Raw genomic sequence first — 13,128 nt, forward strand, 5'->3', positions numbered from 1 at the left:
GCCGACGCGGGTGGCCGCCTCGGCCAGTTCCTCGTTGGTGATCGGGTCGAGGCCGGGGATCTCGATGCGCGGGATCGGCATGCCGATTAGCTTCTCGATCGCCGCCACCGACTTCACCTCGTCGGCCGTCGCGATGGTGAAGGCGTGGCCCTCGCGCCCGGCGCGGCCGGTCCGGCCGATGCGGTGGACGTAGTCCTCGGCATGGAAGGGCACGTCGAAGTTGAAGACGTGGGAGAGGCCGCCGATGTCGATGCCGCGCGCGGCGACGTCGGAGCAGACCAGCAGCCGCAGCTCGCCGGCCTTGAACTTCTCCAGCGTCGCGAAGCGCACGGACTGCGGCAGGTCGCCGTGCAGCGCGCCCACCGAGAAGCCGTGGCGCGCCAGGCTCTTGTACAGGACGTCGACGTCCCGCTTGCGGTTCGAGAAGATCAGCGCGTTCTGCACGTCCTCGCTGCGGATCAGCCGGCGCAGCGCCTCGCGCTTGTCGTGCTCGCGCACGTAGACGAGGCCGGAGACGATGGTCGTCGCGACCGAGGCCGGGCGCGCGACGGTGATCTCCTTGGGGTTCTGCAGGAAGGCGTCGGCGAGCTTCTTGATCTCCGGCGCCATGGTGGCGGAGAAGAACAGCGTCTGGCGCAGCGGCGGCAGCATCGAGACGATGCGCTCGACATCGGGGATGAACCCCATGTCCAGCATCCGGTCCGCCTCGTCGATCACCAGCAGCTTGCAGTCGGCGAGCAGGATGCGGCCGCGCTCGAACAGGTCGAGCAGGCGACCCGGCGTGGCGATCAGCACGTCCACGCCCTTCTCCAGCACGGCGCGCTGGTCGCCCATGCTCTCGCCGCCGATCAGCAGCGCGTGCACGAGGTTCAGGTGCTTGCCGTACTTGACGAAGTTCTCGGCCACCTGCAGCGCCAGCTCGCGCGTCGGCTCCAGGATCAGGCTGCGCGGCATGCGCGCCTTGGCGCGGCCGCTGGCCAGGATCTCCAGCATCGGCAGGGTGAAGCCGGCGGTCTTGCCGGTGCCGGTCTGCGCCACGCCCATCACGTCGCGGCCCATCAGCACGACGGGGATCGCCTGCTCCTGGATCGGCGTCGGGTAGAGGTAGCCGGTCTCCGTCACCGCCTGCAGGATCGGCTCGGAAAGGCCGAGATCGGCGAAGCGGGTGCGGATCGGCTCGGCCTCGGCGGACGGTGCCTCGCCGGCCTCCTCGTCGTCCTCGGCCGGCTCGGCCTCGGGCTCGTGGGCCACCGGCTCGGTCCCGGTCGCCCGGGTGGCCGGCTCGGCCTCGGACTCGTGGGCCACCGGCTCGGTCCCGGTCGCCTGGGGGGCCGGTTCGGCCTCGGGCTCGTGAGCCGCCGCCGTGGCCCCGCTCGCCCGGGCGAGCGGCTCGGCCGCGTCCGCCTCCGTCGGGGCGGTCTCCGTCGGGACGGGCGCGGTGGCCGCGGTCGCGTCCACGAACTCGGCCGAGCGGGGCCCGGCAGCGGCAGCCTCGGCCGTTGCGGCGGGGGACGGCACGGGCAGGTCGGGCGTCGCGTCGGCGACCGTCGGCGCGGCCTGCGGGCCGGAAGCCGGCAGGTCGTCCAAGTCGTTGTCGAGCAGGATGGCGTCGGCCGGGTCGGCGCCCTGCACGTCGAGGGTCAGCTCGGGCAGCAGCAGGGCCTCTTTCCCGGCATCGGCTTCGGGATCGGCCGCCCCTTGGGTGGTCGTGTCGGACAAGTCGGTCACAGGGCAGTCGGTTCCTTCGGGGAGGCGGCGGTCGCGATGCCGACCGCACCGCCTGAGGTGCCGCACCGCACGGTCTCGCAACGGGCGAGAAACCCTTGCCCGGAGGTTCCGGGCGTCGCCTGGTCCATAAAACGCCCGGCATATGCGCCAGCGAGACCGGCAATTCAAGGGTTTCCGTAGGCGGGGAAAGCCGTGCAGCCATGTCCCGGCACATCCTCCCGCCCGCCGCCGGGCGGCCGGGGCGCGGCTTCGGGACAGCGGCGACGTCGTACCCTACATTCTGCCCGTGACGAACCGCCCGTGACGAACCGACAGACCCTGCTGCTGCTGCCCGGCCTGCTGTGCGACGACGCGCTCTGGGCCTCGTCGCGCGCGTCGCTCTCCGACATCGCCGACGGCCTCGTGGCCGACCTGACGCGGGACGACACCGTCGCCGGCATGGCCGGGCGGGCCCTCGCCATGGTGCCGGGCCGCTTCGCGCTGGCCGCGCTGTCCATGGGCGGCTACGTCGCCTTCGAGATCCTGCGCCGCGCGCCGGAGCGCGTCACGCGGCTCGCGCTGCTCGACACCGCCGCGCGGCCGGACACGGAGGAGCAGGCGCGGCGCCGGCGCGGCCTGATGTCGCTGTCCCGGCGCGGGCGGTTCCGGGGCGTGACGCCGCACCTGCTGCCGCAGCTCGTGCATCCGGACCGGGTCGAGGGACCGGTGGGGGAGGCGGTGATCGCGATGGCCGGGCGCGTCGGGCGCGACGCCTTCCTGCGCCAGCAGGCCGCGATTCTCGGCCGTCCGGATTCGCGGCCTGACCTGCCGGGCATCGCCGTGCCCACCCTGGTCGCGGCCGGCCGGGACGACGCGCTGACGCCGCCGGCACTGGCCGAGGAGATGGCCTCGGCGATTCCGGGTGCCAGGCTGACGCTGTTCGCGCATTGCGGCCATCTGCCGCCGATGGAGCAGCCCGAGGCGACCGCGGCCGCGCTGCGCGACTGGCTGTTGGCGCCGACCTCTCCCGCCTGAGGCGGACGGCTGTGCGCCGTCTCCCGACCAGCAAGGATGGCCGAAAGGCGAGGATGGCAGGGCCGGCGCGCCGGGGGGGCGGCCCTCGATTCGCGGCCGGGAGGGATGCCGGGTCGGGGAGGGGGCGTGGCCGTCCGCGGCGCCGGCGTGGCTCGCGCCGACCAGCCGGCCACCCGCGGGGGCAGAGGCGCGCCAGGATGGCCGCACGGGCGCCGGGCACGGGGCCGGCCGGGGGGGGGCGACGAGCCCCGGCCGCGACAGGCGTGTCGGGGCATGGGCAGAGAATTCAGAGGGAAAGCCGTACATAACCGAATGGAAAGGTGAAATCGGCATATGGACAGGTTTTCCGTCCCCGGTTTCGGGTCGGCCGCCAATGGTGCAGGACGTCCGTTTCGGATCCGTCTTCCCGCTATGCGTGCAACAATATGCCATCGATAAGGCTTTCGGCGTAATTATCGATGGAGTTGCCAGTTCTGGTGGCGGGGGCGCGCGGCTGCTCCCAGTGTCTCGGCGAAGGCCACCCGACAGACTCGTCGTGGAAACGGGCCGGCCTTCGCCTTTCCCGGCGAGCCGACCTAGTCGAGCCAGCCCCTGGCAAGGCGGCCAACCAGCATCTCGACCTCGTCCTCGGGGGTGTGCAACTCGCCCGTCAGGATCGCCCGAAGGTAGTCAACCACCCGCAGCGCGAGCATGGACTGGACCGGCTCCTGTGTCCGCGTGCGGGCATTCATCTCTACTGTCTCGAGTCGGCGCAATGCCACCTGACGAGGCAGATCGTTCATCGGTTGCTCCCCACCGATCCAAGGCATCAACACAGAAAATACAACTCAAGGATGCGTCTCGCGGCATACTGCACTAGCGAACAGGTTAACTTCAAGACACTGGTCGTTGCCAAATGCATTACGTGGCATCCATAACCTCGGGAATATTGTTGGCGCCGGGCGGCATGCCGACAAAAAAAGATCACGACTAAAATTCTGGAGTATTTCTCCTGCGGGGAAAGCACTTCGTTTCGAACGGATTCAGGCTGGCCGGCACCGGTTGTTTCCTGGGCGTGATGAGGATTCCGGGTTGTGGAGGCGCGCCGAAGGATCGCTGCTACTTTGCGGCACTCCCTCCCGATGCAAGAGGCCCGCGCCGCGCAGCCCACGCCGGATACACTGCTCGATGCGGCCCGTCGCCGCGCGTGGAATCCGGTGCCGGCCATCCGTCGCCGGCATCTGTGGCGGCGATGCCACGGCGATGTCGGAAGGCTGGCGGGGCAGTCGCTCCCCCGGCAGCGATCCGGCCGGCGCGACGGGGCGAAGCGGTCGGGGCATCGGCGCATGGGCCGGCCCGGAGGAGTGGACAGGACCCGGGGGAGGGGTGCCGGCGGCGGCGGCGGCGGACAGTGACGGCGGCGCAACGCCGAAAGCCCGCGTCATCCGCCGATCATGTGTCCGGCGCGCCGCCGGTGTAGGATGCCGCCATGCTGAACGACCTCTATGCCGCCCTTTCCGGCGCCTACACCGCCAGCATCGAGTGGGTGTTCGAGGGCGCCGTCATCCCCGCCCTCTACGCCCTCGGCCTGATGGAGTGGGCGGAGGACGCCTTCGACTGGACCGGCTTCGCCTTCTTCGGGCTGGTGCAGGTGCTGGTGGTCTACGCCGTCTGCCGGCCGCTGGAGGCGTGGCGGCCGGTGGAGCGCTGGGCGGACCGGCGCGTGGTCTGGAGCGACGTGGCCTACACGCTGCTCACCCGGCTCGGCCTGCTGCCGCTGATCGCCTTCGTGGCGTTCGCCTCCGCCCAGTCCGCGCTGAACGGCTGGCTGGTCGGGCACGGGCTGGTGATGCCGACGCTGGACAGCCTCATCCCCGGCCTGCGCGACTACCCGCTGCTGGCGCTGCTGCTCTACCTCGTGATCCTCGATTTCGGCGCCTACGTCATGCACTGGCTCCAGCACCACCTGCCCTGGTGGTGGGCGCTGCACTCCGTCCATCACGCGCAGCAGCAGATGACCTTCTGGACCGACGACCGGAACCACATCCTGGACGAGGTGATCAGCGCCTGCTGGACCGGCGCGCTGGCGCTGCTGATCGGCGTGCCGCCGGCGCAGTTCCCGGTGATCGTGCTGCTGAGCCGGCTGGTGGAGGCGCTGAGCCACGCCAATGTCCGCCTCTCCTTCGGGCGGATCGGCGAGCGGCTGCTGGTCTCGCCGCGCTTCCACCGCCTGCACCACGGCGTGCTCTCCGTCGGCGAGCGGGGGCGCAACTACGCCGTGCTGTTCCCGGTCTGGGACTGGATCTTCGGTACCGCCGACTTCGACCGCAGCCGCTACCCGCGCACCGGCGACCCCGAGGCGCTGGAGGAGGTGACGCGCGGCAGCTGGTTCCAGCAGCAGGTGGCCGGGATGCGCCAGCTCGGCGCGGCGGTGTGGCGCAGCCTGCGCTGGCGCGGCGGCGAGCGGCCCAGGACGGGTTGACCGGCCCACCCGCCGGTGCCGCGCGGCGCGGCCGGACACCGGACGGACCATCGCCCGGGCGCGCCGGAGCCGCGCCGCCGGCGCGGGGACCCGGCCCCGTCAGGCGGCCGATGGCGCCACCGGCGAGTGCCGCTTCGTCAGGCCGAGCAGCACCGCGCTCAGCACCGTGCCGGCCAGCAGCGCCAGCACCACGGCCAGGATGTGCGTCACGGCGTTCGGGATCGGCAGCACGAACAGGCCGCCATGCGGCACGCGGAATTCCGCCCCCGCCACCATGCAGATCGCCCCCGCCAGCGCGGCGCCGGCCACCATGCAGGGGATCACCCGGAACGGGTCGCGCGCCGCGAAGGGGATGGCGCCCTCGGTGATGAAGGCGAGGCCGAGCACGGCGGCGGCGGCCCCCGCCTCGCGCTCCTCCGCCGCGAAGCGGGCGGGGAAGAGACGGGTGGCGAGCGCCACGGCCAGCGGCGGCACCATGCCGCCGACCATGGTCGCGGCCATCGGCGTGTAGATCTGCGAGGCGAGCAGCCCCACCGAGAAGGCGTAGGCCGCCTTGTTCACCGGCCCGCCCATGTCCACCGCCATCATGCCGCCGAGCAGCAGGCCGAGCAGCACGGCGCTGCCGCCCTGCATGCCGCGCAGCCAGTCGGTCAGCCCGGCCAGGATCGCCGCCACCGGCACGCCCACCACGAACACCATCAGCAGCCCGGTGAGCAGCGTGCCCAGCAGCGGCAGGATCAGCACCGGCTTCAGCCCCTCCAGGTTGCGGGGCAGGCGGATGTGGCGGTTCAGCCAGTCCGTGCCGTAGCCGGCGATGAAGCCGGCCGCGATGCCGCCGAGGAAGCCGGCGCCGAGGCCTGCCGCCAGCATGCCGCCGACCATCCCGGGCGCGAGCCCGGGCCGGTCGGCGATCGAGAAGGCGATGTAGCCGGCGAGCGCCGGCACGATCAGCGCGAAGGCGCCCCTGGCGCCGATCTCGAACAGCGCCGCGGCGAGGCGGCCGCCCCTGGCCGGGTCGGCCGCGTCGATGCCGCCGACCGCGAAGGCCAGCGCGATCAGCAGCCCGCCCGCCACCACGAAGGGCAGCATGAAGGAGACGCCGGTCATCAGATGCCTGTAGGGCCCGGCCTTCTTCTCGGCGGGGGCGGCCGCGGCGGTCGCGCCGGTTGCGGCGCCGCCCTGCACGGCGGCCTCGGCGAAGGCGCGGCCGATCAGGGCCTTGCCGTCGTTGATCGCGGGCTTGGTGCCGGAGAGGAAGACGCGCTTGCCGGCGAAGCGGCCGAGCTCGACCTGCCGGTCGGCGGCGATCAGCACCAGGTCGGCCGCGGCGATCTCCTCGGGCGTCAGCGTGTCGCGCGCGCCGACCGAGCCCTGCGTCTCCACCCGGATCGCGTGGCCGAGCGCCTTCGCCGAGGCCTGCAGCCCCTCGGCGGCCATGAAGGTGTGCGCGATGCCGGTGGGGCAGGAGGTGACGGCGACGATCCGCCGCGACGCGGCCGCCGCCGGGGCTTCCGCCGCCACCTCGGCCGGGGCGGGGACGCCGTCCAGCACGGCGCCGGCATCGGTCAGCACCTGCTCCAGGCTGGCCGAGGCGCGCGGCAGGCCGGGGAAGCGGTCGTCGTCGTTGCTGGCGGGGCCCACCAGCAGCAGCGCGTCGCCGGCCCCGGCCTGCGCGGGGTCGAGCGGGTTCAGCACGCCGTCGGCGGTGCGCACCTCCACCTCGATGGCCCGGCGACGGGTGCGGGCGGCGCTGCGCAGCGCCTCGGCGGCCAGCACGCCGGGCACGCTCGCCTCGCCGGCGGCCACCACGGCCAGGAGTTTCGCCATGCTGCTCTCCAAGGCGGCGCGCGGGCCGCGGTTCCTGTTGCCAAAGGCGGCGCCCGCGCCGCCGTTCGTGTTGCCAAGGCGGCGCCCGCGCCGCCGTTCGTGTCGGGCGTTCCGTCGGCCGGTCGGGCGATGCGGCCGGTGCGGCGGGCCACGCCGCCCGCGAATCCGGCCCCGCGGGGAGAGGCCGGGAAGGCCGGCCCGGGGCGGGCGGCCCGCCGCCACGCCCCGGGGGGCCTGCCGGGTTCCGGACGGGGCGATCGGGCACGCCCCGTCCGCTCGGCAAACGATGGCCGGCAAGCGATGGCCGGATGCCGGCGCTCAGGCGGCGGCGATCTCCACCCGCGCCGACAGCGCCTCCACCACCGCCGGAGTCGGCAGGTTCGGGCCGGGGCGGCCGAGCTTGGCCACGGCGAAGGCGGTGCCGAGCCGCGCCACGCGCTCCAGCCCGGCCTCCTCGCGCAGCGCCGCCACGATCCCGGCCACCATCGCGTCGCCCGCGCCCACCGTGCTCAGCGCGCCGTCGCGGCCCGACCCCACCGCCGGCAGCCGCGCCCGCAGCGCGCCCTCGGCGGCGACGAACACCGCGCCCTCCTCGCCCAGCGAGACCACGACGAGCCCGATGCCGCGGCCGCGCAGCGCGTTCGCCGCCAGCACGATCTCCGTCAGGGTCGGCAGCGGCGCGCCCGCCCACTCCTCCAGCTCGTGCCGGTTGGGCTTGATGCACCAGGGCAGCCGGTCGGCGGCGAGGGCGGCGGCCAGCGCCGGACCGCTCGCGTCCAGCACCACGCGCAGCCCGCGCTCGCGCAGCCGCGCGACCAGCGCGGCGTAGGTGTCGGGCGCGATCCCGACCGGCAGGCTGCCGGCCAGCACGACGAGGTCGCCCGGCGCCGTGCCGTCGGTGATGGCCGGACCCAGCTCGGCCAGGGCGGCGGGCAGCACGGCAGGTCCGGGCAGGTTGATGTCGGTGGTGCCGGCCGGATCGAGCAGCTTGACGTTGATCCGCGTCTCGCCGGGGACGCGTACGAAGCGGTCGGCGATGCCCTTGGCGGCGAGCAGGCGCTCGAAGATCGCCGTGTTGTCGGCCCCGAGGAAGCCGGTGGCGGCGACCGGCACGCCCCAGTCGGCGAGGCAGCTCGCCACGTTCACCCCCTTGCCGCCGGCGTCGTGGCGCACGGCGCGGGCGCGGTGCACCGCGCCGGGGCGCAGCGCGTCCAGCGTCACGGTGGCATCCACCGCGGGGTTCGGCGTGACGGTGACGACGATGCCGCTCATGGCGTGCCCTCCCTCGCGGTTCCTTCCAGCGCCCGCACCTCGGCGGCGGTCCCGGCCGCCAGGGCGCGGTCCGCGAGGTCGCGCAGCGCGGCGGCGTCGCTGCCGCGCAGCCGCGCCTTCACCGCCGGGATGTCGCGCGGCGTCATCGAGAGCTCGTTCACGCCGAGCCCGGTCAGCAGCGCCGCCCCCAGCGGCTCCCCGGCCAGCCCGCCGCAGACGCCGACCCAGCGCTCCCGCCGCCGCGCGCCCTCCACCGTGGCGCGGATCAGGCGCAGCACGGCCGGGTGCAGCCCCTCGGCCTCGGCGGCGAGGTCGGGGTTCTGGCGGTCGATGGCGAGGGTGTACTGGGTCAGGTCGTTGGTGCCGATCGAGAAGAAGTCGACGTGCTCGGCGAGGATGTCCGCCATCGCGGCGGCGGCGGGCACCTCGACCATGATGCCGAGCGGCACGGCGGGGGCGTCCAGTTCCGCGCGCACCCGCTCGCAGGCGGCGCGCAGCCGGGTCACCTCGGGCACCGAGGTGATCATCGGGAACATGATCTGCAGCGCCTCGTGGTTCGGCGCCTCCTTCGCGGCGCGGTAGAGGGCGCGCAGCTGCGGCTCCAGCAGGTCCGGCCGGCGCAGCAGCAGCCGCGCGCCGCGCACGCCGAGGAACGGGTTCTCCTCGTGCGGCAGCGCCAGGTGCGCCACCTGCTTGTCGCCGCCGATGTCGAGGGCGCGCACGATCAGCGGCCGGCCCTCCAGGGCGCGCAGCATGCCGCGATAGGTCTCGAACTGCTCCTCCTCGGTCGGCGTGTCGCCGCGCTCGAGGAACAGGAACTCGGTGCGCATCAGCCCGACGCCCTCGGCGCCCTGGGCGAGCGCCAGCGGCACCTGGTCCGGCCGGTTGACGTTGGCGCCGATCGCCACCGTGTGGCCGTCCCGCGTGCGGGCGGGCAGGGCGCGCTGGGCGGCCTCCTCGGCGCGCTGCGCGGCGAGTGCCGTGATCCAGGCGCGGGCGGAGGCGAGGTCGGCGGGGGAGGGGTCGAGCCAGAGCCGGCCCGCCTGCCCGTCCACGATGGCCGTGGCGCCGTTGCGCAGCGCCAGCACCTCCGGCCCGCAGGCGACGGCGGCCGGCAGGCCGAGGGTGCGCGCCAGGATGGCGGTGTGCGAGGTCGGCCCGCCCTGCGCCGTCGCCAGCCCCACCACGCGCTCCATGTCGAGCCCGGCGGTGTCGGAGGGCGACAGGTCGGCCGCGACGACGATGCAGGGATGCGGCGGCAGCTCGGCCAGCGAGCCGGCTTCGAGCGAGGGGTCGATGCGGGTCAGCACGCGCCGGCCGACGTCGCGCAGGTCGGCGGCGCGGGCGGCGAGGACGGGGTTGCCGAGCGCGGCGAGCTGCCCGGCCATCTGCTCCACCGCCTGCCACCAGGACCAGGCGACGCCGTGCCCCGCCACCATGAGCTGGCAGGCGAGGGTGATGAGGTCGGTGTCCTGCAGCAGCTCGCCCTGCGCCCGGAAAATGGCGGCGTCGGCGGCGCCGAGGCGGCGCGTCACGTCGTCCACCATCGCCGCCAATTGCTGCCGGGTGGCCGTGATGGCGGCGTGCAGCCGGTTGCCGCCCTCGGTGAGCGGCACGGGGTCGTCGGGCACCGCCGGCTCGGCGGCGGCGAGGACGTGCAGCGTGCCGATGGCGAGGCCGGGGCTGGCGGGCAGGCCGGCGACCGCGGTGGCGCCGGACGGTCCGGGCGGGGTCCAGCCCTGGACGGGGGCGGCGGCGGCGCGCTCGGCGGCCAGCGCCGCGCCGGCCTTCTCGGCGGCGGAGAGCCCCTCGACCACGCCCCGGAAGCGGCGCAGCGCGGCGGCGGCGTCGGTGCCGGCGGCGGAGAGGGTGACGGCGTCGCCCGCCTTCAGCCCGAGCTGGAGCAGGGCCACGAGGTTGCGCGGGTCCGCCGCCTCGTTGCCGTGGCGGACCTGGAGGCGGACGCCGGACTGCCGCGCCGCCTCCACCCAGGCCGCGGCCGGGCGGGCATGCAGGCCGGTCGGGTAGTCCACCACCCAGTCGAGGCGCTCGGTGAGGTCCCCGGCCGGCGCGGCGGCGGGGGTGGCGGCGTCCTCGCCCAGCGCGGCGGCGATGGCGGCGGGATCGGCGGTGCGGAACAGCGCCGCGAGCCGCGCCTCGTCCTGGATCAGCCGGGTCAGGCGGCGGAGGATGTCGATATGGGTGTCGGAGCGCGCCGCGATCGCCACGACGAGATGCGCGGCCTGGCCCGGATTCCAGTCCAGCCCGGCCGGCACCTGGAGCACGGCGATGCCGTCGCGCCGCACGAGGTGGCGGTCGTCCACCATGCCGTGCGGGATGGCGACGCCGTGGCCGAGGAAGGTGTTCGCCACTGCCTCGCGCCGGAGAATGCTGTCGGCATAGGCCGGATCGACGCAGCCGCCGGCGGCCAGGAGCTGGCAGGCCTCGCGGATCGCCGCCGCCTTGTCCGCCGGGCTGGCGTCCAGGCGGATGAATTGCGCCGGCAGCAACGCGGCTGGTGCGATGGACACCATGGCGAACGGCCCTCCCCGACTTTCGATCCCATCCTGCCTATCTGGAAAACGTTTTCAGGATTCCTGTCAAGCATTTCGTGATGGCATCGTCGGAAAACCTGCCTCTTGTGGGAAGTTGGCTGAAGTGCCAAGGAATCTCCGGGCCTCGGGAGGGTCGTCACCCGTGAAAAGCATTCCAGGCTCCACGCCGGTCGGGGCCAAGACCGGCGGGATCAAGGAGGTGGCGCGCCTCGCCGGGGTGTCGCCGGCCACCGTCTCGCGCGTGCTGTCGCGGGTGCCGGTGAGCGAGGCGCTGCGCGAGCGGGTGGAGGCGGCGGTGCAGGCCACCGGCTACCGCCCCAACCTCGCCGCCCGGCGTCTGCGCTCGCGCCATTCCTGGACGGTGGGGCTGATCGTCGCCGACATCCGCAATCCCTTCTTCACCACGCTCAGCAGCGCCGTGGAGGAGGTGGCCTACAAGGCCGGGCTGCGGGTGATCCTCTGCAACACCGACGAGGACCCCCAGAAGGAGGCGATCTACCTGCAATTGATGCAGGACGAGCGGGTGACGGGTGCCATCTTCGCGCCGACCCGCGAGACCGCCGGCCGCCTGGCCCGGCAGCGCCTGGAATTCCCCGTGGTGCTGATCGACCGCGCCGTGCCGGGCGGGGTCCACGATGCCGTGGTGCTGGACAACCGCGAGGCCGGCGCCGTCCTGGCGCGGCACCTGCACGCGCAGGGCTTCCGGCGCATCGCCGGGCTGTTCGGCAGCCGCAGCACCACGGGCATCGAGCGGCATGCCGGCTATGCCGAGGCGCTGGCGGCGCTCGGCCTGCCGGCGCGGGCGGAATTCGTGATGCCGGCGGTGGCGCCGGCGGAGGCGGCGGTGCGCCGCTGGCTGGCCTCGGCCGACCGGCCGGACGCCGTGGTGGCGAGCAACGGGCTGCTGCTGATGGGCGTGGTGCGGGCGCTGCGCGCGGCGGGCTGCGCCATGCCGGACGACCTCGCCGTGGCGGGATTCGACAACGATGGCTGGACCGAGCTGGTCGGGCCGGGGCTGACCGTGATCGAGCAGCCGGTGGAGGCGATCGGCCGCACCGCCATGACCATGCTGCTGGAGCGGCTGGAGCAGCCGGAGGCGCCCACGCGCCGCGTGGTGCTGAGCGGTCGCTGCGTGGCCAGGGGCTCGACGGCGCCGGCGCGGGCCGAGGCCTGAGGCCGGCCCGCACGGGTCCCGGCCTGTGCCGGCCGGTATCGCGCGCGGGGCTGGCGGGGCGGCCGCGCGCCGAACCGGCGAGGCATAGGGGTCCGCGCTCGTGCGGCCCCGTATGACGCGGGGCCTTCCCGAGGAGGGACGCCCCGGCGGGCCCGGGCATCCCTCAGATGCCGCCGATCGAGTGCCCGCCATCGACCGTCAGCGTCGCCCCGGTCATGTGCGCCCCGGCGTCGGAGGCGAGCAGCAGCAGCGGCCCGGTCAGGTCCTCCGGCCGCCCCAGCCGGCGCTGCGGCACCCGCCGCACCATGGCCTGCCCGGCCTCCGAGGCGAAGAATTCCGCGTTGATCGCCGTGGCGACGTAGCCCGGCGCCAGCGCGTTGACGCGGATGCCGTGCCGCGCCAGCTCCACCGCCATCTGCCGCGTGAGTTGCAGCAGCCCGGCCTTGGCGGCGGTGTAGCCCGCGACGCCCGCGATCACCCGCTCGCCCAGGATCGAGGCGACGTTGACGATCGAGCCCGGCCGCTTCGCCGCCACCAGCCGCCGCGCCGCCTCCTGCCCCACCAGGAAGGCGCCGCGCAGGTCCACGTCCAGCACCGCGTCCCAGTCCTCGACGCCCTGCTGGAGGAAGGGCTTCGTGACGGCGATGCCGGCGTTGTTGACCAGGATGTCGGGCACGCCCAGCTCGACCTCGGCGGCGTCGAAGGCGCGGGGGATGCCGGCGGGATCGGTGACGTCGAGCGGCACGGCCAGCGCGCCCAGCTCGTCGGCGAGCCCGGCCAGCGTCGCCGGCCGGCGCGCCGCCAGCACCAGCCGGGCGCCGGCGCCGTGCAGCACCCGCGCGAAATGCGCGCCCAGCACGCCGTTGGCGCCGGTGACGAGCGCCACCCGGCCGGCCAGCGAGAAGCCGGCCAGCGGCTGCGTTGCGTCGGCCATGGCCGTTCCTCCCCCTGTCGTTGGCGGCGATGTAACCACCGGCGCGGCGGCGGCGGCAAGCGGCCGTCCGGGCGGCGGGATGGGGCGCGGGTGTCCGGCGCCCGGCGGCGTGTGGGGCGGCGCACGGCCCGTCACGCCGTACCCGTCACGCCGTGTCCCTCAT

The 13,128-nt window shown here is 74.5% G+C and carries 9 protein-coding genes; 3 read left to right on the forward strand and 6 right to left on the reverse strand.

The genetic code is table 11. The features are described 5' to 3' along the window. A partial coding sequence (locus M0638_RS02980) for a DEAD/DEAH box helicase (protein WP_408902846.1) occupies window positions 1-1,605 on the reverse strand: 1,605 nt, incomplete at its 3' end. Window positions 1,606-2,028: 423 nt separating this feature from the next. On the opposite strand from M0638_RS02980, the gene M0638_RS02985 reads away from it, so the two are divergent. After that, window positions 2,029-2,742, forward strand: a complete 714-nt coding sequence (locus M0638_RS02985; protein ID WP_248665472.1) for an alpha/beta fold hydrolase — start codon at window positions 2,029-2,031, stop codon at window positions 2,740-2,742. Between the two features lie 575 nt (window positions 2,743-3,317). On the opposite strand, the gene M0638_RS02990 is transcribed toward M0638_RS02985, so the two are convergent. Continuing rightward, window positions 3,318-3,524: a hypothetical protein gene (locus M0638_RS02990; protein WP_248665473.1), complete on the reverse strand. Its 207-nt coding sequence runs from the start codon at window positions 3,522-3,524 to the stop codon at window positions 3,318-3,320. Window positions 3,525-4,210: 686 nt separating this feature from the next. On the opposite strand from M0638_RS02990, the gene M0638_RS02995 reads away from it, so the two are divergent. After that, complete coding sequence (locus tag M0638_RS02995; RefSeq protein ID WP_248665474.1) at window positions 4,211-5,203, forward strand: sterol desaturase family protein; 993 nt, start codon at window positions 4,211-4,213, stop codon at window positions 5,201-5,203. A 99-nt stretch (window positions 5,204-5,302) separates the two neighbouring features. Here M0638_RS02995 and M0638_RS03000 read toward each other — a convergent pair whose 3' ends face one another. The 3 genes from M0638_RS03000 to ptsP form a co-directional block, all read right to left on the reverse strand. After that, window positions 5,303-7,030 (reverse strand): fructose-specific PTS transporter subunit EIIC, encoded by a 1,728-nt coding sequence (locus M0638_RS03000; protein ID WP_248665475.1) that lies wholly within the window; start codon window positions 7,028-7,030, stop codon window positions 5,303-5,305. 318 nt (window positions 7,031-7,348) lie between these two features. Then, a complete protein-coding gene (pfkB, locus tag M0638_RS03005) occupies window positions 7,349-8,302 on the reverse strand; it encodes a 1-phosphofructokinase (protein ID WP_248665476.1) in 954 nt (317 codons plus the stop codon). Continuing rightward, on the reverse strand, window positions 8,299-10,836 hold the full coding sequence (gene ptsP / locus M0638_RS03010; RefSeq protein ID WP_248665477.1) for a phosphoenolpyruvate--protein phosphotransferase: 2,538 nt from the start codon (window positions 10,834-10,836) through the stop codon (window positions 8,299-8,301). The genes pfkB and ptsP overlap by 4 nt, the downstream gene beginning before the upstream one ends. A gap of 163 nt (window positions 10,837-10,999) precedes the next feature. Between ptsP and M0638_RS03015 the strand changes: the two genes are divergently transcribed. Continuing rightward, window positions 11,000-12,031: a LacI family DNA-binding transcriptional regulator gene (locus M0638_RS03015; RefSeq protein WP_248665478.1), complete on the forward strand. Its 1,032-nt coding sequence runs from the start codon at window positions 11,000-11,002 to the stop codon at window positions 12,029-12,031. A 163-nt stretch (window positions 12,032-12,194) separates the two neighbouring features. Here M0638_RS03015 and M0638_RS03020 read toward each other — a convergent pair whose 3' ends face one another. Continuing rightward, window positions 12,195-12,965 (reverse strand): SDR family NAD(P)-dependent oxidoreductase, encoded by a 771-nt coding sequence (locus M0638_RS03020; protein WP_248665479.1) that lies wholly within the window; start codon window positions 12,963-12,965, stop codon window positions 12,195-12,197. Between the last annotated feature and the right edge of the window lie 163 nt (window positions 12,966-13,128).

Origin of the sequence: Roseomonas acroporae (assembly GCF_023223525.1) — a bacterium.
In the GTDB taxonomy this organism is placed as follows: domain Bacteria; phylum Pseudomonadota; class Alphaproteobacteria; order Acetobacterales; family Acetobacteraceae; genus Roseomonas_E; species Roseomonas_E acroporae.

Excerpts from the sequence above, each read along its gene's own strand:
- M0638_RS02990 (WP_248665473.1), bottom strand. The coding sequence starts at position 3,524 with ATGAACGATCTGCCTCGTCAGGTGGCATTGCGCCGACTCGAGACAGTA.
- M0638_RS02995 (WP_248665474.1), top strand. The coding sequence starts at position 4,211 with ATGCTGAACGACCTCTATGCCGCCCTTTCCGGCGCCTACACCGCCAGC.
- M0638_RS03000 (WP_248665475.1), bottom strand. The coding sequence starts at position 7,030 with ATGGCGAAACTCCTGGCCGTGGTGGCCGCCGGCGAGGCGAGCGTGCCC.
- pfkB (WP_248665476.1), bottom strand. The coding sequence starts at position 8,302 with ATGAGCGGCATCGTCGTCACCGTCACGCCGAACCCCGCGGTGGATGCC.
- ptsP (WP_248665477.1), bottom strand. The coding sequence starts at position 10,836 with ATGGTGTCCATCGCACCAGCCGCGTTGCTGCCGGCGCAATTCATCCGC.
- M0638_RS03020 (WP_248665479.1), bottom strand. The coding sequence starts at position 12,965 with ATGGCCGACGCAACGCAGCCGCTGGCCGGCTTCTCGCTGGCCGGCCGG.